Annotated in this window: 14 protein-coding genes; 7 read left to right on the forward strand and 7 right to left on the reverse strand. The window is 53.2% G+C overall.

Translation table 11 applies throughout. The features are described from left to right. The first annotated feature begins 38 nt into the window (after positions 1-38). From H6F94_RS19475 to H6F94_RS19490, 4 genes are read left to right on the forward strand one after another with little or no spacing between them, the layout of a single operon-like run. A complete protein-coding gene (locus H6F94_RS19475) occupies positions 39-1,703 on the forward strand; it encodes an FAD-dependent oxidoreductase (RefSeq protein WP_190803874.1) in 1,665 nt (554 codons plus the stop codon). A gap of 2 nt (positions 1,704-1,705) precedes the next feature. Continuing rightward, a complete protein-coding gene (locus H6F94_RS19480; RefSeq protein ID WP_190803875.1) occupies positions 1,706-3,136 on the forward strand; it encodes an ATP-binding protein in 1,431 nt (476 codons plus the stop codon). Beyond that, positions 3,123-4,370, forward strand: coding sequence for a sensor histidine kinase (locus H6F94_RS19485; RefSeq protein WP_190803876.1), 1,248 nt, complete (start codon positions 3,123-3,125; stop codon positions 4,368-4,370). Before H6F94_RS19480 ends, H6F94_RS19485 begins: the two co-directional genes overlap by 14 nt. Before the next feature lie 20 nt (positions 4,371-4,390). Continuing rightward, the gene (locus H6F94_RS19490; RefSeq protein ID WP_190803877.1) at positions 4,391-5,824 is read left to right on the forward strand and encodes an ATP-binding protein; all 1,434 of its coding nucleotides are present in this window, start codon (positions 4,391-4,393) and stop codon (positions 5,822-5,824) included. A gap of 3 nt (positions 5,825-5,827) precedes the next feature. On the opposite strand, the gene upp is transcribed toward H6F94_RS19490, so the two are convergent. The 4 genes from upp to H6F94_RS19510 all read right to left on the reverse strand — a co-directional run bounded on the left by upp (position 5,828) and on the right by H6F94_RS19510 (position 10,379). Next, positions 5,828-6,460, reverse strand: a complete 633-nt coding sequence (upp, locus tag H6F94_RS19495; RefSeq protein WP_190803878.1) for a uracil phosphoribosyltransferase — start codon at positions 6,458-6,460, stop codon at positions 5,828-5,830. Positions 6,461-6,634: 174 nt separating this feature from the next. Beyond that, entirely contained in the window at positions 6,635-7,897 is a 1,263-nt protein-coding gene (locus tag H6F94_RS19500; protein WP_190803879.1) for a URC4/urg3 family protein, read from the reverse strand. Next, positions 7,894-9,153, reverse strand: coding sequence for a GTP cyclohydrolase II (locus H6F94_RS19505; RefSeq protein ID WP_190803880.1), 1,260 nt, complete (start codon positions 9,151-9,153; stop codon positions 7,894-7,896). Before H6F94_RS19505 ends, H6F94_RS19500 begins: the two co-directional genes overlap by 4 nt. A 386-nt stretch (positions 9,154-9,539) precedes the next feature. Further along, on the reverse strand, positions 9,540-10,379 hold the full coding sequence (locus H6F94_RS19510; RefSeq protein WP_190803881.1) for a PHP domain-containing protein: 840 nt from the start codon (positions 10,377-10,379) through the stop codon (positions 9,540-9,542). Positions 10,380-10,596: 217 nt separating this feature from the next. Here H6F94_RS19510 and H6F94_RS19515 point away from each other — a divergent pair, with 217 nt between their 5' ends. Continuing rightward, complete coding sequence (locus H6F94_RS19515; RefSeq protein ID WP_190803882.1) at positions 10,597-11,721, forward strand: ABC transporter ATP-binding protein; 1,125 nt, start codon at positions 10,597-10,599, stop codon at positions 11,719-11,721. An 11-nt stretch (positions 11,722-11,732) separates the two neighbouring features. Here the strand turns inward: H6F94_RS19515 and H6F94_RS19520 are convergent, their stop codons facing one another. Both H6F94_RS19520 and H6F94_RS19525 read right to left on the reverse strand, forming a co-directional pair. Further along, positions 11,733-13,250, reverse strand: coding sequence for an ArnT family glycosyltransferase (locus tag H6F94_RS19520; protein ID WP_190803883.1), 1,518 nt, complete (start codon positions 13,248-13,250; stop codon positions 11,733-11,735). A 299-nt stretch (positions 13,251-13,549) separates the two neighbouring features. Then, positions 13,550-14,122: a GerMN domain-containing protein gene (locus tag H6F94_RS19525; RefSeq protein ID WP_199320511.1), complete on the reverse strand. Its 573-nt coding sequence runs from the start codon at positions 14,120-14,122 to the stop codon at positions 13,550-13,552. A 512-nt stretch (positions 14,123-14,634) separates the two neighbouring features. On the opposite strand from H6F94_RS19525, the gene H6F94_RS19530 reads away from it, so the two are divergent. After that, positions 14,635-16,101, forward strand: a complete 1,467-nt coding sequence (locus tag H6F94_RS19530) for a cyanophycinase (RefSeq protein WP_190803884.1) — start codon at positions 14,635-14,637, stop codon at positions 16,099-16,101. 240 nt (positions 16,102-16,341) lie between these two features. Here H6F94_RS19530 and H6F94_RS19535 read toward each other — a convergent pair whose 3' ends face one another. Beyond that, positions 16,342-17,907 carry an NAD(P)H-quinone oxidoreductase subunit N gene (locus H6F94_RS19535; protein WP_190803885.1) on the reverse strand — a complete coding sequence of 522 codons (1,566 nt, stop codon included), beginning with the start codon at positions 17,905-17,907 and terminating at the stop codon, positions 16,342-16,344. 344 nt (positions 17,908-18,251) lie between these two features. On the opposite strand from H6F94_RS19535, the gene topA reads away from it, so the two are divergent. Further along, positions 18,252-20,939 (forward strand): type I DNA topoisomerase, encoded by a 2,688-nt coding sequence (topA, locus tag H6F94_RS19540; protein WP_190803886.1) that lies wholly within the window; start codon positions 18,252-18,254, stop codon positions 20,937-20,939. Positions 20,940-20,942: the final 3 nt, after the last annotated feature.

Consider the following 20,942-nt stretch of genomic DNA (forward strand, 5'->3'; position numbering starts at 1 on the left):
TTTGATCTGGATCAATGTAAACGGAGTTGACGATACTCATGGCTAAACCTGTAATTCTGACCGTGGATGATGACCCAGAAGTATTGCAAGCCATTGCTCGCGATCTGCGGCGTCAGTACGGCGAACGCTTTCGGATCCTGCGGGCTGACTCTGGCACGGCTGCCCTTGAAGTTGTTCAACAACTGAAGTTGCGCAATGAGCCAATATCCCTGTTTTTGGTAGACCAGCGTATGCCCCGCATGAGTGGGGTTGAGTTCCTCGAACAGGCTCTCGCTATCTTTCCACAGGCCAAACGGGCCTTGCTAACCGCTTACGCCGATACGGATGCGGCGATTCGAGCGATCAACACCACTAGAATTGATTACTATCTGCTTAAGCCCTGGGATCCGCCGCAGGAGCGTCTGTATCCAGTTTTGGATGATTTGCTGGATGACTGGCAGGCGGGGTTCCGGCCTCCATTCGAAGGCATTAGGGTTGTTGGCAACCGGTGGTCGCCCCAGTCCCACCAGGTCAAGGATTTTTTGGCCCGCAACCAGGTGCCCTACCAATGGCTAGACATTGAGCTAGAGGCGGAAGCTCAACAGTTGATGGCCTACGCTGAGCCACCTAACCGGCAGGAGCTACCTCTCGTGTTGTTTGCCGATGGCACTCAACTGGTGCAGCCCTCAAATCTGCAAATCGCCGAGAAAATTGGCCTGCGAACTCAGGCCGAACTCCCCTTCTACGACCTAGTAATCGTGGGTGGTGGACCTTCTGGTTTGGCAGCTGCGGTCTACGGCGCGTCAGAAGGGCTGAGCACGGTGATGGTAGAGCGCGAAGCGCCGGGTGGGCAGGCCGGATCAAGCTCTCGCATTGAGAACTATCTAGGGTTTCCGGTGGGTCTAAGCGGTGCAGATCTAGCGCGTCGAGCCGTGGCTCAAGCCCGCCGCTTTGGAGTCGAGATTTTGACCCCCCAAGAAGTGGTTGGTGTGGGCGTGCAGGACCCCTACCGGATCGTCAAGCTCACGGATGGCAGTGAGATTAGCTGTCATGTGCTGCTGGTGGCGACGGGCGTCTCTTACCGCAAGCTGAACGTGCCGGGGATGGAGAAGCTGAGCGGAGCGGGTGTTTATTACGGAGCCGCAATGACTGAGGCGCTGGCCTGCAGCGGCGAGGACGTTTACATCATTGGCGGTGCCAACTCGGCTGGTCAGGCGGCGATGCACTTTGCTAAATATGCCCGTCGCGTGATCATGCTCGTGCGCGGTGAATCGCTCACCAAGAGCATGTCGCAATATCTGATCGATCAGATTGAGTCGACCGAAAATATTGAGGTTCTCACCTATGCCAGCGTGGTCGAAGTCAAAGGCGAGACTCACCTGGAAGCGCTGGTGATTGCCGATGCCAGAACCGGTGAACAACAAACCGTTGATGCCAAATCGTTGTTTATTTTCATCGGGGCCAGTCCTCGCACCGATTGGTTAGATGGCATTGTCGAGCGCGATCCGCAGGGCTTTATTGTGACTGGACCCGATTTGCTGCGTGAGGGCAAACGTCCTCGCGGTTGGCGCCTAGACCGGGATCCTTTCTTGCTGGAAACCAATGTGCCTGGAATTTTCGCCACCGGGGATGTGCGGCATGGCTCAGTCAAACGAGTCGCGTCTGGGGTCGGTGAGGGAGCGATCGCCGTTCAGTTCGTCCACCGCTATCTCAGCAAGGTATAACCATGCTTCACGACCCAAGCCAGGATTTGTTATTTCCTAAACTATCGCCTGAAGAACTTCAGCGTTTGTCTGAGCATGGTCAGGTTGTTGAGTTCAACTCGGGCGATGTTTTGTTTAGCGAAGGCGATCCGCTCTATCAGTTCTATGTCGTTCTAGAAGGGCAGGTGCAGGTTACTAAGCAGGTGGGAGGCGAGGAGCAAACCCTGGTCGTTCATCAACCAGGGGAGTTCACCGGCGAAATCTCGATGATCACCGGCGGGCCTGCTCTCGCCACAGCTCGTTCGCTCGGTTCTAGCCGGGTTCTGGAGATTAAGCCAGATGACTTCAAGCGCGTCTTAGCAGAATGCTCCCAGGGGGCAGCCGTGATTCTGGCGGCGATGGCTGAGCGATCGCGGGACGTTGAGTTGCAACTGCGACAGAAAGAAAAGCTCGCAGCTCTGGGCAAACTCTCCGCTGGACTCGCGCACGAACTCAATAATCCTGCGGCGGCCGGACGCAGAGCGGCTCAGCAGTTGCGTGAGGCTATAAGTAGCGTTCAAGCTCGCTTGCTGAAGGTGTGCGAAGAGCTATTTCCTGATGCCCAACGGCAATTGCTAATCGAGGTGCAACAAGAGGCGATGGCCTACAGCACCAACGCGCCCCGTCTCGATCCCCTCACCCAGAGTGACCGCGAGGATGCTCTCAGTGATTGGCTAGATGAGCATGATATTGGCCGAGGCTGGGAATTAGCGCCGGTTCTGGTTTCAGCAGGTGTCAGTGAGGAGAAATTAACAACGCTCGCCGATCAATTTAGTGCCGAGGCATTAACCGAAGCGCTCAATTGGCTGATCGAAACCTTGACCTTAACCAGCTTAGTCAACGAAGTCGAGCAGAGCACCAGCCGGATCTCGCAGTTGGTCAAAGCCATTAAGTCCTACTCCTACATGGACCAGGCTCCCCTGCAAGAGATCGACATTCACGATGGGCTCGAAAATACCCTCACCATCCTCAATCACAAGCTCAAATACGGCATCACGCTCAAACGTGAGTATGCGCCTAGTTTGCCAACGGTTTGTGCCTATGGTAGTGAGCTGAATCAGGTATGGACAAACCTGCTCGACAATGCGATCTATGCGATGGGTGGTAAGGGCGAGATTACAATTCATACCGCTCTTGAATTAGACCAGGTGGTGGTAGAAATTGCCGACAACGGCCCTGGCATTCCGGTTGATATTCAGTCCCGTATTTTTGATCCATTTTTCACAACCAAAGGGGTGGGAGAAGGCACTGGCTTAGGGCTGGATATTGCCCGTCGCATCGTGGTGAAACGGCATCACGGTGAGCTGAATGTCAATTCCAAACCAGGCCGTACTTGTTTTCAAATTCGGTTGCCCCTACGTCCCCCTAAACACCCTGTCGAAACCTGTACCGTTGATACGCATGAATCAAACTAATCAAGGCGTTAATCGCGGGCTGATTGAGGCTTTAGGTCAGGTGCCTCTGTTTGCCAACATAGCTGAGGAACAGTTGGGCTGGTTAGCTGAGCAGGGTAACGAGATTTGGCTTCAGCCCGGCGAAATTCATCGAGCCGAAGGCGACCCCGCTGATCACGTATTTGTGATGTTTTCCGGTGAGGTACGGATTACGCAGAAGGTGGGTCAGCAAGAACTGGTCTTGGTGACTTACGGCCCAAAAACGCTGTTTGGTGAATTGCCGATTCTCACGGGAACTCCCTATTATTGGGCGGGCGGACGTGCCGTTAGTGAATGCCACATTCTTGAGCTGCCCCAAGCCGCTTTTTGGCAAATGTTGGCGATGATGCCCACAGTCGCCACTAGTATTTTGCGCACGATGGCCGAACGTGTGCAGGAGCTACAGGCTAGGGCACAACAGCGTGGCACCTTGATTGAATTGGGCAGTGTTGCCGCAGGCCTGGCCCACGAACTCAACCAGCCAATTGCAGCAGTGACGCGCGATGTCCAGGGTTTGCATGACCTGTTTCAGACGTTACCCGCGCTGACACTCAAGCTTGATCCGGCCTCTCTGCTAGCTGCCCCAGATTCAGCTCCAACCCCAGATCCAACTCAATCCTCCCCTCAGGCTGGACCCGTGCAAGCGGGCCTAGAGCTACTGGACGAGATCGAGCAAAGTTCAGCCCGTATTTCGGAGTTAGTCAGCGTGATGAAGGCTTACTCCTTTATGGACTTAGCCCCCTTGCAAGAAGTGGATGTGCACGAGGGGCTTGAGAATACGCTCATTGTCCTGAGGCACAAGCTTAAGGCAGGGGTCGTCATCCGCCGCAACTACGACCGCAGCTTGCCCAAGATCTGTGCTTACGGTAGCGAGCTGAACCAAGTCTGGACTCATTTGCTTGACACTGCCATCGATGCCTTGGCTCCACACGGCCAACTCGACATTCGCACTTGGCGCGAACAGGATCAAGTGCTGATCGAGATCGCTCACGATGGTGCCGAGATCCCTGCCGAGATTCAGCAAGGTCTGTTTGAGCCAGGCTTTAGCAGCAAAGGGGTCGCTCAAGGCAAAGGCTTGGGATTGGTGACCAGCTATCGCACAGTTGCAGGTAAGCACCAGGGCGATCTCCGAGTGGCTTCTCAACCCGGGCATACCCTCTTTCAGGTGCGCTTGCCCATTGGTCAACTCAAGAACGATCAGTCTCAAAACGGTTAGCCCTTCAACTAGAGGCAATCATGCTTGATGCTTTACGCCGGGTTTCACTGTTTACGGATACTCCTGACACCGAGTTGCAGTGGTTATTGGACCAGGGCACCGAGATCCAGCTCTATGCTGGCGAACAGCTATTTGCCGAGGGGAAGCCTGCCACTGGCTGGTACGTGTTGCTTGAGGGCGAAGTCCGCATTACCAAGAAGCTGGCTGACCAGGGGCAGGAAGCGCTTTTGAACCGCTTTCAGTCTGGAGCCTTTCTGGGGGAAGTGCCGATTCTACTAGGTAGCCCCTACCTAGCTAGTGCCTATGCCTTGGTTCCCAGTCGGTTGCTGCGATTGGAGCAAGACTGCTTCTGGTACATGGTCACTAACTGCCCAGCGACCTCTCAGGGCGTTCTCAAGGCGATGGCTGAGCGGTTGCAGGTTGTGCAATCGGTGTCCGACCAGCAACACAAGCTGATCTCCCTGGGCACCTTGGCGGCGGGGCTAGCTCACGAACTGAACAATCCTGCCGCGGCGCTGAGCCGTACTGCCAGACACTTGCGGGAGTTGTTACAGAACTTACCCGCCCTGGCGCTCCAGCTCCAGCAGCAGTGGAACTGTACGCAGCTGGAACTGCTCAGTCACTTGCAGCACCAAGCTCTGCAGCAGGCAACCACGGCACCTGCGCTCGACTCGCTCGTCCAATGTGACCTAGAGGATGGCATCAGCGACTGGTTGGAAGCTCATGATATTGCCAACGCCTGGCAACTGGCCCCTACCTTGGTTGGAGCCGGCCTGACTACCGAATGGCTGGATACAGTAGTGGCCCAGGTTGGGGCTGATTGTCTAAACGAGGGGCTGATTTGGTTGGATGCCCTGCTCACTGGGGTTGGACTTTTAGCTGAGTTGAAGCAGGCCTCCAGCCGCATTGCCAGTTTGGTTCAGGCGATCCAAGCCAACTCTGCTCTAGAGCAGGCTCCCCTACAAGCTGTGGATGTGCATGAGGGGCTTGAAAGTTCACTAACCATCCTCCGCCACAAGCTCAAAGCAGGGGTACTGATCAAGCGAGAGTACGGCCCAACTTTACCGTTGATTTGGGCCTATAGTAACGAACTCAATCAGGTTTGGACCAACCTGATTGACAACGCCATTGATGCAGTGAGTCCCCAAGGCCAAATTTGGGTGCGTACCAGCTGCGAACATGACCAGATTCTGGTGGAGATTGCTGACAATGGGCCAGGCATGACACCTGAGATCCAGCAACGTATTTTTGAACCATTTTTTACAACCAAGGGGGTTGGCGAAGGGACAGGATTGGGCTTGGATTCAACCTATCGAACTGTGGTGGGCAGGCATCAAGGCGACATCCAGGTTTTCTCTCAGCCCGGAGACACCCGCTTTCAAGTGCGGCTGCCCATTTGCCCATCAACCCCTCCGACGTGGCCGGTTTCTGAACCGGTCCTAACTGAGGCTTAGTCCTTATTTGGTTCCAAATAGGCGATCGCCTGCATCGCCCAAGCCAGGGATGATATAGCCATGTTCATCCAAACGTTCATCGACCGCAGCCGTGTAAATTGGCACATCTGGATGCTCGGACTGGAAGTGAGCAATTCCTTCCGGCGCTGCCAGTAAACAGACAAATTTGATCGAGCCTAATGTCGCTTCTCTGAGGCGGTGCACTGCTGCCACGGCAGTATTGCCCGTTGCCAACATTGGATCAACCACCAGCACTTCTCGCTCAGCAATATCCTGAGGCAATTTGAAGTAATACTCAATTGCAATATGGGTTTTGGGATCGCGGTACAGCCCAATATGTCCAACCCGCGCTGAAGGGATGAGCTGCAACATGCCTTCTAAAATTCCTTGACCGGCTCGCATAATCGAGACAATGACCATTTTTTTACCCGCCACAACCGGCGACTGGGTGGGTCCCATCGGCGTTATGATTGCTTCCTGTTTAAGAGGTAGTTCGCGGGTTACTTCATAGGCCAGCAACATACTAATCTCGTGTACCAGTGACCGAAATTTAGCAGTACTAGTTTCTTGCCGACGCATCAAGGTGAGTTTGTGCTGCACCAAGGGATGATCAATGATCGTGACTGCTGCACCCATAAATCGTTTCTCAGCTCAACTAAAGTTTCTATCTGTTTGTGCAAGCTTCAAGCCTGAAGTAAGGCCCAGAATATAGCCCGAAATATGAGTTTAAAATCAGAGCAAACTTTGGGCTTAACGCAAGTCTCAATCAGGCTTGAAATCTAGACTCAAAATCCAGGCCAAAACACGGATTCAGAATACAGTGCCATCGCTTTGCAGGCGGATCGGTGGTTCGCCACCGGCTCGACGTTCGGCAGCAATTTTGCGTCCTGCACTCCAGGTGCCCCCTTCTAATACCTTGGCTAGCGGTAACTCCGTTGCCGTAAGGCCCAATTGCTTGCGGATCGACTCAGCAATGGCATCCAGCAGGCTAATCGTCAGGGCTCGCCATTCGACAATGACGGTTGAACCCGGCAGATGGCTGGTTTCGGTAACCGATGCCTGTTTGGCCCGTAACAGCCCCAGGTCTAGGCAGAGCCCGCCATTGCGGTACTCCGCTAGACCCGTTAGCGCATCCAGACCAGTCACGGTCAGTCCAGCATCTTGCAGAGGCTCAAGTAGGGAGTAGGTTAACCACTGGGAGAGCTTGTGGAAGGGCACGAGGTCGCCGCCGTCAGATTCTTGTCCTTGTGCTGTTGTCGATGTTGCCAGGGCTGGGTGAGGCCAGACATCACCTAGATTGACTCCTGCTAGGCTGGCTCGGCCCGGCCAGATAGGGCCAAAGCCCTCCAGCACCGCTTGCAGCACCGTACTTGCCTCGAGCTGCCCTGCCTGGGATTGGGTCAGCAGATAGTCGAAGAGCGCCCCAGGCCGAGGTTCTGCAAACAGCTGAGGATTCATTTCGACAGCCTGCCCCAAACGTTGCAGAAGCTGCTGACGGCCATCTACACCCACCAACGGATTGCCGGCTCCAACTTGCAAGCCCTGTGCCAAATCAGCCTCAGTGAGTGTTTGTAGCTCCCTGGCATCAGCTCGCCAGGGTTGTTCCGGCTGGGCTGAGAAAGTGCCTTGACAAAATAAATGAAAACTGGCGACCGCTAAGCCTTCTGATCGCCTATAAACCTGACCGGTGCTTGCTTCTTGATACTGCCATTGAGGACCAGAACCGGCATCTAGTAAAACGCTAGTAATCACCAGATCAAACTTGGCTCGGGCTCGTTCTACGACAGACAAACTATTGAACCAATCGTCTAACTGTGCCAGACGAGGTACATGACCCGCATCAAAATGTCGCCAACGGCTGTGAAAAGGAATTTGTAAGTCAGGGTACTGCGCCCGCATCACCTGAAGCACGTAATCTGCAACCTGATCCAATTGGCTCAAGTCGCAGACGAAATGCTCCAGTTGATCATTGCAAGCGAGTGCAAAGAGTTGCCCGCAGCGCTCTCGAATTGCGCTAGGCGATTGCAAGTAGGCAATCGCCCGCGCCTGGTCATCTCTGAGTTCAGTCGTCAATCTGTCAGCCCGCGTCCCTTTACTTGCGCTAAAACTTCAGTCTCCAGCACTTCACCTGCGGTGTAGTAGCCAGCCGCCTTTTTGGCCTCAATTTCCACCCGAGCATCCGGTGGAATCAGCTCCTCAGGAATGGCAACCCGCTCGATAATTTCGATCCCCGATTCGGTGATTGCCCGATATTTCATATCGCTCATTGAGACAAAGCGATCGATCCGAGTAATACCTAACCAATGCAAGACATCTGGCATCAGTTCTTGAAAACGCATATCTTGAACCCCGGCAACGCACTCAGTCCGCGCAAAGTAGGCATCGGCCCGGTCTCCTCCTTCCTGCCGTTTGCGAGCGTTGTAGACCAAGAACTTGGTAACCTCGCCTAAGGCTCGCCCTTCTTTGCGTGAGTAGACAATGACGCCAGCACCACCTTCTTGGGCCGTTTCCACACAAGCTTCAATGCCGTGCGCTAAGTAGGGACGACAAGTACAAATGTCTGAGCCAAATACATCGGAGCCATTGCATTCATCATGCACACGAACTGCTAGTGGCAAGTTGGGATCCGTAAGCGCCTGCAAGTTGCCAATCAGATAAACCGTTAGCCCACCAATTGGTGGCAGAAATACTTCTAAATCTGAACGGGTCACCAGTTCAGGAAACATCCCCCCCGTTTGCTCAAATAAAGTTCGGCGTAGAACGCTTTCCTCAACATGGAAACGCTTGGCAATTCCTGGCAGATACCAGACTGGTTCAATGGCTGCTTTGGTAACGACTAAATCACCGCCTAATTTAAGCAGCTTGCCATCTACTTTCAGGCGACCTTTCGCTACAGCATCTTGAAGCTCGGGCATATTAATGTGAGCTTTGGTTACGGCAATCGTGGGGCGAATATCATAGCCCTGCTCGTAAAATGAGGCATAAGTCTCACCGACCATTGCCCCAAATGGATCCATTGAGACAATTTTCTCTGGATCCCCCCAGGCTGGGTGAGGTCCAATAATTTCGGCTGGCGCTGTATTGGTGAGGTCAGCTCGATGACTAGACTGAAGCACACCGCTGGCAATTGCCAAAGCCCGATAGAGTGAATAGGAACCAGAATGAGTTCCTATGGCATTACGCTGCGCCTGATTGGTTAACGTAGCGATAATGGGGCCCCGCTGTAGCGGGTCAGGGTTGCCCCACTCAATCGGAATCGGCCTAGGGCCAAATTTGCCTGGGTGCGATGTTAAGACAATGTGCCTACGTCCTAGAGGTTGATCTTGCATGGAATGAGCACCCCAAAATCGCTAGAAAGCACCTTTTTCGATTCACAGTATTGTCGATATAGCCCTAGTTAGCTGTCTTTCGGGCTACCGGCAGTCATCTTTCCACCAGGGCCTAGTCAGTCTGGCTAAAACCCTTGAGAAGGTCATCATACTCGGCATTTGAACCTCTCTGAAATCAAATGCCTTTTGGAGATTAAAGATTTGCTGAGTGTTGCCTATAGCGATCACTTAGGTAGATTTGCTTTAGGCAGATTTAGCTGGGGCAAATTTGGCTTAGGCAGGTGCAGGGGGCATTTCTGTCAACCCAGCCCGATTGAACCTAAAACTGGCTCTCAGTCTCAGGGCAGCTCCCCCACTGGTTTAACTAAACTGAGCTCTAAACTGAGTTAGCGTAACTGCGAATGCAATTGAGCAGCCGCTTGACGCACGGGTTCCAGCAGCGTCAAGGGAACTTTCAACATATTGAGCTGGCTGCGGTCTGTGTCTTTGCGGTTCTGGCTGGGTCCGTGATAGTCGCTGCCGCCAGTCATCAACAAACCGTACTGCGCACACAGCCGCTCCAGTTTATGGCTCTCGCTGGGCGAATGATGGGGGTGATAGACTTCAACTCCCATCAGCCCCACAGCGACTAGCTCAGGCAGTACAGCCTCAACGTCGCCGCCTCGAAACAAGTAGGGATGTGCCCAGACCGGCACTGCTCCACAGGACCGCAACAGAGCAATGCCCTGATCACTGCCAAATTTTTCGTAGTGCACGTAGGCCGGTTTGTCCTCTCCCAGCCAACGGTCAAAAGCTTCGCGGCTGGACTGAACATGCCCTGCCTGCACCAAGGCACTGGCGATGTGTGGGCGTCCGGGAGCCATACCTGGCCCCATCGTGGGCAACTGAATGGGATAACCTAACTCTGCCAGCTTCCTGGCTATTTCCTGTGCCCGGCGTTTACGCCCTGCAAGGCGCTCTGCCAGGGGGTCCTGCAACAGATCCCGGTTGGGATAAAACCCTAAAATGTGCAAAGAACGTCCCCGATGGACGGTGCTCAACTCCAGCCCCGGTACAATCTCAAGGTCGTATGCCTGGGCTGTGGCCAAGGCTTCATCCCAGCCAGCCAGCGTGTCGTGGTCGGTAATCGCTAGGGCCCGGACGCCAGCTCCAACTGCGGCTTGAACCAGTTCACTGGGAGTTAGGGTTCCGTCAGAGCAAGTGGTGTGACAGTGAAGTTCTAACATTGGGTTCTATTTTATTGTTTTCAGTAGTGAGCAGATTGATGACGCAGCTTGAGTCGTCAGATTGCGCATAGGATCTTAGGATCTTAAGTAGAAACCCCCAGTGGAACTGGGTCAGGGAAGTTCACAAATCTCTGCTGTAAACCGTTCGTTGCGACCCGATTCCAGCTTGAGCCTGGACTAAGATGTGTCCATGAGTTGGGTCAGACGATAGCCGCGCATGTCTCAAACCACAGTTCAGGCCGCCCTGCAAGTCCAGACCGAATTCCAGCACGATGTCGAACTGCGGAAGGTCTCTAAGGTCTTCAATGGAGAAACCGCCGTCAGAGGAATTGATCTAGATATCCGCAAGGGTGAATTCTTCAGTATCTTGGGGCCTTCTGGCTGTGGTAAGACCACAACATTAAGATTGATTGCTGGCTTTGAGGAGCCCTCTGCTGGTGAGGTTTACATCCGCAACCAGTTAATGACCCGGGTGCCAGCCTACCGCCGTCCAGTGAACACGGTGTTTCAGAACTACGCCCTGTTCGGTCACATGAGTGTGTGGGACAACGTCGCTTTCGGTCTGCGCATTAAGGGGCTGGGACGGGCTGAGATTCAGGACCGGGTGCGGGATGCGCTCAAGCTGGTCAAGATGGAATCTTTCGCCAGCCGCTCCCCCGCTCAGCTGTCTGGAGGGCAACAACAACGGGTCGCTCTGGCGCGGGCTTTAGTCAATCGCCCAACTGTTGTCCTGCTGGATGAACCTTTGGGGGCCTTAGATCTGAAGCTGCGCAAGCAGATGCAGGTAGAGCTATCCAACTTGCAGGATGATTTAGGCATCACCTTTGTCATGGTGACTCACGACCAGGAAGAAGCGCTGAGCATCTCCTGTCGGATCGCGGTGATGAACGCTGGGCGGATCGAGCAGATCGGCACCCCATCCGAGATCTACGAGAAACCCTGCACGCCTTTTGTGGCTGACTTTATTGGCGATACTAATCTGGTTCAGGGCAGAGTCAGTGGTCACGAGACTGGAATTCTCACAATTACCTCTGACAGTGGTTTAACCCTCCGAGTCCAAGCACCGGAAGAGCCCCTAACTAGCTCTCAAGCAGTCGTCAGTACTCGTCCTGAGAAAATTCAAGTTAGCTCAGAACCAGTTCTGGATAGTGAAAACTGTCTTGCAGGGACCCTAAATAACATTTTGTATTTAGGCACCCATATTCAATACATTGTGGACTTAAGCACAGGCGACCGCATGACGGTTCTGCAACCCAATGCTTTAAAGGTTGATGCCATTGAGTATGGCAGTAAGGTGTATGTCCACTGGTCTTGTCGCGATAGTCTAGCTCTAGATGGCTAGCTTAGATAGCTTTAGTCAGGGTTAGCCGGACCGACAACCTTATACGTATTGCAGGGTTTACCAGCCTGCAATGGTTGTAGTTGATATCGTGATACCAGGGCTTTTCCAATGCTAGGGGCGCAGGTTACAACGACTTCGTTTTGTGTGAGCGCTTGATCAGGAGAGACCAGGCCGATCGAGTAGCCATTAAGGTTTGCGGCTTTTGTGTAGAACTGTAAATGATTGGTATGTGAGTCATCCACTACAGAAAAATGAGTGAGTTGCGGCTGAGTCTTTCGCAGCTGTCTGAAGTAATAACCATATTGAAGCTCGGGCGGATCTTGGGGTCTGTTGTAGGTATAGGTTCCCTGAATCTTGCGCAATATTCTTGCTGAGGGCAGCAGCAAGATTGAGGCGACTAGTAAGCCGGAGATGAGCTGACGCTTGGAGAAGTCGTTAACTCGGTAATATTCCAGCAGTAGCCGACTAGCCTCAGCGATGCCCAAACCAATGACTAGAGCGGCAATCGGGTACTGGGGAGCGCTGTACCAAACGATTTTTGTCTTGGATAGGGAGATGATTGAATAGTGACAGACTAGATAAAAAAGACTGAAAGCACCAAACTGTCTGAATAATCGATTGTTGCTGTACTGTGTCAGCAGAAAGCAGATGGGTAGTAAATAAAGCCACGGTATAAACAGGTCGGTCATACGCCGCAGGTAGAACCAGAAGCCACCGCCCCGATTGCCCTCCAGTGTATTGAGGTATCTTCCGGCTAGCTCATTCTCAGAAATTGCTTTTAAGTAGCCTGGATTATGAATCTCCCTAAGCACATAGTAGCCCAGGGCAAAAAGTAAAAAGAGAACAATCGAGCGATAGAACTGAGGTGAAAAGAGTAACTCTCTCAGCTTGCGACGATAGAGCGTGTAGACAAAAAGACCAGGAAGGGGTAGCAAACCAGCGATGCCTTTGGTCCAAACTGCCAATATTAAGGTGATGGTTACTGCCCAGAGGTAAATTCCTTTTTTTGAGTTATTGGTGTTTAAACAGACAAAATAAGCTAGTGAATAAACCGTTATCCAAAGAATAAGGACTGCGTCATAGTCTCCAGTCCTTGCGACATGCTCCGCGATAAATCCGTAAGTTGTCATCAGAACAAAGCCACTGACTAAAGCTGCTTGAAGGCTTTGCAAATAGACTTTCGAGAAGAGAAATAGTATGACTGTGGTTGCCATGGCACAGACCGCCGCGGGTAAACGCACCGCTAGCTCGTTGTAGCCAAACAGTTTCATGCAGCCGGCCATCAGCCATACCAAAAGCGGAGGCTTCGTTCCCCAGAGGTCGGGTTGATCACCAAAGTAAGTGACTAGGAGGTTGCCATTGAGCGTCATTTCTAGGGCATTGACCGCTCTTCTAGCCTCATCATATTTCCTTAGAGAGATGGCATCGAGCCGCCAAAAGAATACAAAAACACAGAATAGTAGAAGTATTAGAAAGCTGATTAAAGCTCGATAGCGTAGCAATGCCTCAAACGCAGTTTGACGTGGCACGGCCCGACTTCTAGGTTGAGTTGCACTTTGGACCATCAGTTCAATTAAGTAATTCCTTTGCCAAAGTTGGGCTGAGGCCAGCCACCTAATTCAGTGACTAGCCGCAACCAACTATTGCAAAAGTGATCTCTAAGGTTTCTTATTAATTAAACCCTGCCAGGCACTATGGTATCTATCTGAGGGCAGTCTTATCCTAGTTTTTTCTAGTTGATGTATTAATCGAAACTGCATTTAGAATCAGGGGTTTAGGATCATTCCAACTAACCGAGATCAAACTAAGATGACCAGCTCAAACCAGATTAAAGTTCTATCTGCTTCCCCTGAGTGGTGAAGCGAACCTGAGCAATGTTCCAGTCAGGATTAGCGGTCAGTGTCTTCTGAATTGCCCCAAATAAGGCAAATTGCTCACAACTTGAGAGCGATTCAAACGTGCGTTTAGCCCCGGAGGTCAGGCGCAGATCGACGGTGGCAGTGCGGGCAGCCTTATTGACGTTGACGCGATAGCCAGCCAGATCAAAGCCTGCGCTACTCTGAGTTTGAATTACCTCACCAACGGCAGCCTGGATCGGAGTTTTCGCGGAAACTTCTGCCTGCTTGGGCACAAGTTTCTGGCATTGATTGTCCGCCACATAGAGCGTGACCGGACGGGTTTTTCCCGTATCACCAGTTATTGCACGAGCGGATCCAGTTGCCGTCGGAGTGGTACTAGCCGCAGGACTTTGGGCAGTTGGAGATTCGCTGGGCACAGCAGGCGTAGCTGGAGCCTCAAAACTGGCCTCCGGGTCGGGGGGAGCACTCCGACAACTGTTTAGAGCTAAACCTAGAGCCAGCACTAAAGGTATCAGCCTGCTATTCACGAGCTTAATATTCATGAGACTTCTCGCACCCTCCATATTCCTTCAATTCTCGCCTTGGCTAGCTTCTGGGACTACCCCAGGTGTAGGGTTACCGAGTCGCACCAGTAGGGGCAGACGCTGGCTTCCTGGTGAGAACTCACTAGTCTTCTGGTGGTTAAGCACAAACAGAAATAGAACTGAATTTAAACAACTCTCTAGCTTGTCTGTAAATTTACGCACGCTTTATCAAGTCTTCAAAATAAAATGTGCCTGAAACTACACTTCCTCGCTCCTGCGCCGCTTACCTTACTGAAGGCAATTTCCGTGGCTGTGTAGTGTGGCGGTGAAAGCTCTTTCCAAGAATGTTCTTAACGCATTCGAAGCCAGAATATCTTGCGCCACAATGCTTTGTGCCGAAGTACTTGCATAAGCATTCAAAATTCCTGCTGATCCGCCCGTTTAGGCTCGCTTTATGGGCTGAGTATTACCGGATCTTGCTGGTAATGTAATAGATCGGGATCAGGGTTAAGAGATGGATGAGACTATTTATGACTAAGCAAAAAATCAAACCAAAAGTTAAACCAGATGACGTGGCAAAACCAATCTCTAAACCCAGCAACAATAATAAACGTATACAACAGGTTGGCCTAACTGCACTCACAGTTACCCTAGGGGCCCTCAACGTTTTTAACGCGTTACCCGCTTGGGCAGGTTCGTTAGTGCTAGTGGGTGGAAACTTGCAATACCCAGCAACTGGAGATCCAGAGGGTATCTCTATCTATCAAAAAGTTATCGACTTAGCTGGTGGTACCAACAACGCCAAACTTGGCATTTTTACTACGGCCTCCTCTAGTGGTGAGAGTGCTGCCAGTAATGCGGATCTCTGGATCGAGGACTTTAATGAGTTAGGAATTACTGATGTTGAGTGGATTCCCATTCACATTGACAATTGCGCTTCTGCTCGCAATGATCCTGCGCTAGTAGCCCAGATTGGCACCCGTAATGGTTTCTTCTTTGGCGGTGGCGACCAGTCTTACATTACTCAGTGCTTGTTTGACGAAAATGCTGCTCAAGGTAAGCGTATGGCCAGTCCAGTTTTCGAAGCTTTGAGCAAGCAATTCGATGCTGGTGCTGTTATTGCTGGGACCAGTGCTGGCACAGCCGTGCAAACCAGTTCGCCCATGATTACCGAAGGCGAGAGCTACGAGGCCTTGGTGAATGGCTCCACCGCTCTGATTGGCACCCCTCCTCTAGTCCGCGATCTGTATTACAACCCTTTAGGCGGTCTGGGCTTCTTTGAGTACGGGCTTACCGACTCGCACTTCAGCGAGCGGGGACGGCAAGGGCGCACCATTCGTCTCGCCTCAGATTTAGGGATACCAACTGTCTATGGGGTTGATGAAAACACGGCTCTAGTCGTCACCGATCCCAGCACCCCAGAAGTGCAGATGGAAGTCATCGGCCAGGGCGGCGTTTTTATTAGTGACTTGACGGGCGCCACGGTCGACACCAGCAGCGATTACTGGTCAATTTCAGGCGTCAGTGCAACTTACTTAACCGAAGGAGACCAATACAATCCCCTAAGTGGAACAGCAACCTTTGCTCCTTGGAAAACAGCAATCAGTAATCAAGACTGTGGCCGTCTGCCTCTCACTCAGGATATCTTCAGTAGCCTGACCCCTGAACCGCCACTTGACCAGGAACGGGCCAATCCTCGTGCTCTGACAGATACCGCCATTCGTCTCTTCAACAGTTGTGCGACCAGTGCCAAGGGACAGAGCTACGAAACAGATCCGATTCCTTACATCGTTACACTGACCGAAAGTGCGGAGGCAGGATCCCAAGGTTTTGTTGGCACCAATGAGCGAGGCACCCAAAAAACCTCCTTCGAGAATCTGCTGATCACCATCGGTCCCAAAACGCGACCCGTGCCTGAGCCGGAAGTCGGGTTTGGTCTGCTTGGCTTGGCTATTTTGAGTGCCGTTTCCCAACTGAAGCGGAATCTTGAGCAATAGGCTTTGCCAGCCAAAAAAGAAACCCCCGTGAAACGAGAGTTTGAGGTATCTGAGGTAAAAGATATGGCTCAACCTTAGCGCCAAGGGCTAAGTGAACAATCTGAAACAATCTTGTAGCTCTTGGTCAGAGCCTTTTCGGGAGAAAGCATTCGGGCAATAAGCTGAGATTGGCTCAGGAACTTTCAGCCCGAATGCTTTCTCCTTAGGTGGGAATCCCAGACCCTAAAACTGACCCCAACTCTAAAACTGAGTAGGGATATCTTTAACCGGCTGAGCCACTTCCGCAGTTGCACTGGCGTGCAAGTAGGGACTGCGCTCAACTGAGGTGTTGGCCAGGGTGAATAGGGGGTTGGAGAGAATACCAGCCAGGGTGGTAATCACTACGGAAAGGATTAGGCTGACCTGCAAAGGTCGCATGCCCGCTACATCCCAATTAATAGCCGGGTAGTTTTTCACCGATTCCGACATTTCCTGCGGTTCTTTGACCACCATCATCCGAATGACCCGGATGTAGTAGTAAATCGAAATCACAGTCGTGAGCAGGCCCACTAACACCAGCCCATAAGCTCCCGACTGCCAACCGGCCCAGAACAGATACAGCTTGCCAAAAAAGCCCGCCAGTGGTGGAATACCGCCCAGGGACAGCAGGCAAATGCTCAAGCCCAGGGTCAGCAATGGGTCTTTCTGATAGAGGCCCGAATACTCACTGATCTGGTCGGTGCCCGTGCGCAGCGAGAACAGGATCACGCAGGTGAAGGCGCCCAGGTTCATGAACAGGTAGACCAGCAGATAAAAAACCATACTGGCGTAGCCCGCATCGCTGCCCACCACCAGACCAATCATTACGAAGCCAGCTTGCCCAATTGAGGAGTAAGCCAGCAGGCGCTTCATGCTAGTTTGCGCTACCGCCACCACATTACCTAGCACCATGCTCAGGAGGGCCAGCACCGTGAACACGTACTGCCACTGGTCGCTTAAAGCTGGAAAGCCAACAGCCATGAAGCGAATCGCCAGGGCAAAGCCAGCTGCCTTAGACCCAACTGATAAGAAGGCCACAACTGGTGTAGGTGAGCCCTCATACACGTCCGGCGTCCACTGGTGAAAGGGTACTGCCGCCAGCTTGAAGCAGATCCCCGCAATCACGAATACCAACGCCATCAGGAGCCCCAGGGCATTACCCGTGCCGTCTGAAAGACCCTCTGCTGTCGTCACTGCAATTTCGCTCAAGCGTGTCTGACCGCCGGAGAGCCCGTACAGTAGAGACATCCCGTACAGAAATACTGCTGTGCTCGAAGCGCCGATCAGCAGATACTTCAGCGCCGCCTCATTGGAGCGAGGGTCACGCTTCATGTAGCCCGTGAGCAGGTAAGAGGAAATACTGAGCGTCTCCAAAGCGATGAAGATCAGTACCAGCTCCTCAGAACCAGACAGCAACATGCCGCCCATGGTTGCCGTCATTAGAATCGCCAGAAACTCGGCTACCGAGGTTCCTGACTGCTCCACGTAGCGAATCGACATGGGCACCGTCACCGCTGCCGATAGCGCTACAATGCCCCGGAAGACCAGACTGAGAGCATCGCTGTTGAAGCTGCCTAGGAAAGCAACGGTATTAGTTGCGTCCCACTGGTAGTACAGAGCGACCACTGCGCCCAGCAGGCCAGCAATCGAAAGGTAGGGAGTCCAACGATTGGATGCACGACCGCCGATCAGATCGCCCAACAGAACCACCAGCAGGGTCACGGTCACGATCCCTTCGGGCAAGATCGTTCCAGCATTGAGCTGGGCTGTAAGATTTGCAAAATCCATAGAGTCAAGGGAGAAATCAAACGGCAGGAAAAGCCCAGTCGGCAGAGTTCCGGTGAACCTGTCTAGCCTCTGGTAAGGCAAAGTGAGCTGGGTGCTCTAGGCTGAATTTTACTCCGCATTTCCGCCCAGACTGGAACTTTACTTTCAGGTCTGCTCCTAAGAATCTCTTTAACGTATGTGTTGATTCGCTATAAGAGGAGGAAGAGTAATGTAGAACTGCTTGACTCAGCAGGACCTGTCCCCAGATCCCGTTACCTCAGTCTCAGCTCCAAGCAGCCTTTCTAGCTGCCCGGGTGCTCTCAGAACGCTCAGCCTTCCTCGAACCGTCTTCTCTCGAACCGTCCATGTCAACTCTGGTTATCGTTGAATCGCCCACAAAGGCACGCACTATCCGCAATTTCCTGCCTGCTGGCTATCGGGTGGAAGCCTCGATGGGTCATGTGCGGGACCTACCGGGAGATGCCAGTGAAATTCCAAGCGCTGTCAAAGGCGAAGATTGGGCTCGCTTGGGCGTGAATGTCGCTCACGGCTTCGAGCCACTTTATGTGGTCCCGAAGGAAAAGAAAAAAGTTGTTAAGGAACTCAAGGATGCGCTCAAGGCAGCCGACGAGTTAGTTCTGGCAACGGACGAAGACCGTGAAGGCGAGAGCATTTCCTGGCACCTGCTGCAACTGCTCAACCCCAAGGTGCCGGTCAAGCGCATGGTGTTTCACGAGATCACCGAAGAGGCGATTCACCGAGCCCTAAATAACTGCCGTAGCGTAGACGACCGACTAGTTCGAGCGCAGGAAACGCGGCGGGTTCTCGACCGCTTGGTAGGCTACACGCTCTCCCCCCTACTGTGGAAGAAAATCGCTTGGGGCTTATCGGCTGGACGAGTGCAGTCGGTAGCTGTACGCCTGCTAGTCCAACGCGAACGAGAGCGGCGTGCCTTCAGAACTGGTAGCTATTGGGATCTCAAAGCTAACCTCAGCCACAGCAAGAGCCGCTTTGACGCTCAGTTGACCACGCTAGGTGGAGTTAAGGTCGCTACTGGCCGCGATTTCGATGAAGCTACAGGGCAAATCATCGCCGGTCGTCAGGTAGTGCTGCTGGATGAAGCGCAAGCTCAGTCCCTGCGTGAGCGCCTACTCAGTCAAACCTGGACAGTCAGCACTAAAGAAGAGAAACCTAACACTCGCAAGCCCTCGCCGCCCTTCACCACCTCCACCTTGCAGCAGGAGTCTAACCGCAAACTGCGGTTGAGCGCTCGCGACACCATGCGCGTCGCTCAGAGCCTCTACGAGCAGGGCTACATCACCTACATGCGGACGGACTCGGTCCATCTGTCGGAGCAGGCAATCACAGCGGCACGTAACTGCGTGGAGCAGATGTACGGCGCCAACTATCTCAGTCCTAGTCCCCGTCAGTACACGACCAAGAGCAAGGGAGCGCAAGAAGCCCACGAGGCCATCCGTCCAGCAGGCTCTAGCTTCCGTACGCCGCAGCAAACTGGCTTATCAGGCCGCGAGTTTGCTCTCTATGACCTGATTTGGAAGCGCACCGTAGCTTGCCAGATGGCCGATGCCCGCCAGACCAGCATCACAATCAACATTCAAGTAGAGGATGCGGTGTTCCGCTCCTCTGGTAAGCGCATCGACTTCCCAGGCTTCTTCCGAGCCTATGTCGAGGGTTCCGACGATCCCGAAGCGGCATTGGAAGACCAAGAGGTCATCCTGCCCGATCTCAAGGTCGGGGACAAACCCAACTGTGACGGGCTAGAAGCGATTGGTCACGAAACCCAGCCGCCTGCTCGCTACACGGAAGCCTCGCTGGTGAAGACCCTAGAAAGTGAGGGCGTCGGTCGGCCTAGCACCTATGCCAGCATCATCGGTACGATCATCGACCGGGGCTACGCCCAGATGCAGGGTCAGGCGCTCGCGCCCACGTTCACAGCCTTTGCGGTAACTTCCCTGCTAGAAGAGCACTTTCCCAGTCTGGTAGACAGCCGCTTCACCGCCCGGATGGAGCAAACTCTGGACGAGATTGCGACAGGCGAAGCTAAGTGGTTGCCTTACCTGGAAGAGTTCTACCTGGGCAAGGAAGGTCTAGAAACGCAGGTCAAAGAGCGAGATAGCCAGATCGACCCGGCTCAGGCTCGCACTGTCAGCCTGGAGGGCCTAGAGGGTAAGGTCCGCATTGGCCGCTTCGGTCCTTACATAGAGGTCGAGAAGCCTGAAGGCACGGTTACGGCCTCGCTGCCCAAAGATGCCGCGCCTGCGGATTTAGACCCTGAACAGGTTGAGATTCTACTGCGCCAGAAAACCGAAGGTCCTGACCAGGTTGGTCGTCATCCTGAAACGGGTGAGCCCATTTACCTGAAGACGGGTCAGTACGGCCCCTACGTGCAGTTGGGGGATGACAGCGATGATAAGGATAAGAACGCTCCCAAACCGAAGCGGGCTTCTTTACCTAAAGGCGTAACGCCGGATAAGGTCACGCTGGAGCTAGCTGTTGGGCTGCTTTCGTTGCCTCGCACTCTGGGCGAGCACCCAGATACGGGCCGGAAGGTGCAGGCGGGCTTAGGCCGCTTTGGGCCATACATCGTGCACGACATGGGCAAGGAAGGCAAAGACTATCGCTCACTCAAGGCTGAAGATGATGTGCTTGCTATTGAGCTGAAGCGAGCCCTAGAACTCTTGGCCCAGCCTAAGGCAGGTCGGGGTAAGCGCACTGCCAACGCTAAGCCTTTACGGGAATTGGGAGCCCACCCAGCTGACCAAGAACCCGTCAACCTCTACAACGGCCAGTACGGTCCCTACGTCAAGCATGGCAAGACCAACGTCTCCCTACCCAAGGATCAGTCTCCTGATGACTTGACTCTGGAGCAGGCGGTTGAATTGCTGGCAGCCAAAGAGGGCACCAAGTCCACCAAGAAGGGTAAAACCACCAGCCGGACCAGCAAGACCACGACCAGCAAAACCAGCACGCGCAGCAGCACCAAGAAAACCACTGGTACCAAGAAAGTTGCAGCTAGCCAAAGCCCCTCCTAGGGC

The sequence above is a fragment of the Leptolyngbya sp. FACHB-261 genome (assembly GCF_014696065.1).
GTDB lineage: Bacteria > Cyanobacteriota > Cyanobacteriia > FACHB-261 > FACHB-261 > FACHB-261.

What these genes read in the sequence shown, in the direction of transcription:
- topA (WP_190803886.1), top strand. Translation starts at nt 18,252, where the DNA reads ATGTCAACTCTGGTTATCGTTGAATCGCCCACAAAGGCACGCACTATC.
- upp (WP_190803878.1), bottom strand. Translation starts at nt 6,460, where the DNA reads ATGGGTGCAGCAGTCACGATCATTGATCATCCCTTGGTGCAGCACAAA.
- H6F94_RS19510 (WP_190803881.1), bottom strand. Translation starts at nt 10,379, where the DNA reads ATGTTAGAACTTCACTGTCACACCACTTGCTCTGACGGAACCCTAACT.
- H6F94_RS19535 (WP_190803885.1), bottom strand. Translation starts at nt 17,907, where the DNA reads ATGGATTTTGCAAATCTTACAGCCCAGCTCAATGCTGGAACGATCTTG.
- H6F94_RS19480 (WP_190803875.1), top strand. Translation starts at nt 1,706, where the DNA reads ATGCTTCACGACCCAAGCCAGGATTTGTTATTTCCTAAACTATCGCCT.
- H6F94_RS19530 (WP_190803884.1), top strand. Translation starts at nt 14,635, where the DNA reads ATGACTAAGCAAAAAATCAAACCAAAAGTTAAACCAGATGACGTGGCA.
- H6F94_RS19525 (WP_199320511.1), bottom strand. Translation starts at nt 14,122, where the DNA reads ATGAATATTAAGCTCGTGAATAGCAGGCTGATACCTTTAGTGCTGGCT.
- H6F94_RS19485 (WP_190803876.1), top strand. Translation starts at nt 3,123, where the DNA reads ATGAATCAAACTAATCAAGGCGTTAATCGCGGGCTGATTGAGGCTTTA.
- H6F94_RS19505 (WP_190803880.1), bottom strand. Translation starts at nt 9,153, where the DNA reads ATGCAAGATCAACCTCTAGGACGTAGGCACATTGTCTTAACATCGCAC.
- H6F94_RS19490 (WP_190803877.1), top strand. Translation starts at nt 4,391, where the DNA reads ATGCTTGATGCTTTACGCCGGGTTTCACTGTTTACGGATACTCCTGAC.
- H6F94_RS19475 (WP_190803874.1), top strand. Translation starts at nt 39, where the DNA reads ATGGCTAAACCTGTAATTCTGACCGTGGATGATGACCCAGAAGTATTG.
- H6F94_RS19515 (WP_190803882.1), top strand. Translation starts at nt 10,597, where the DNA reads ATGTCTCAAACCACAGTTCAGGCCGCCCTGCAAGTCCAGACCGAATTC.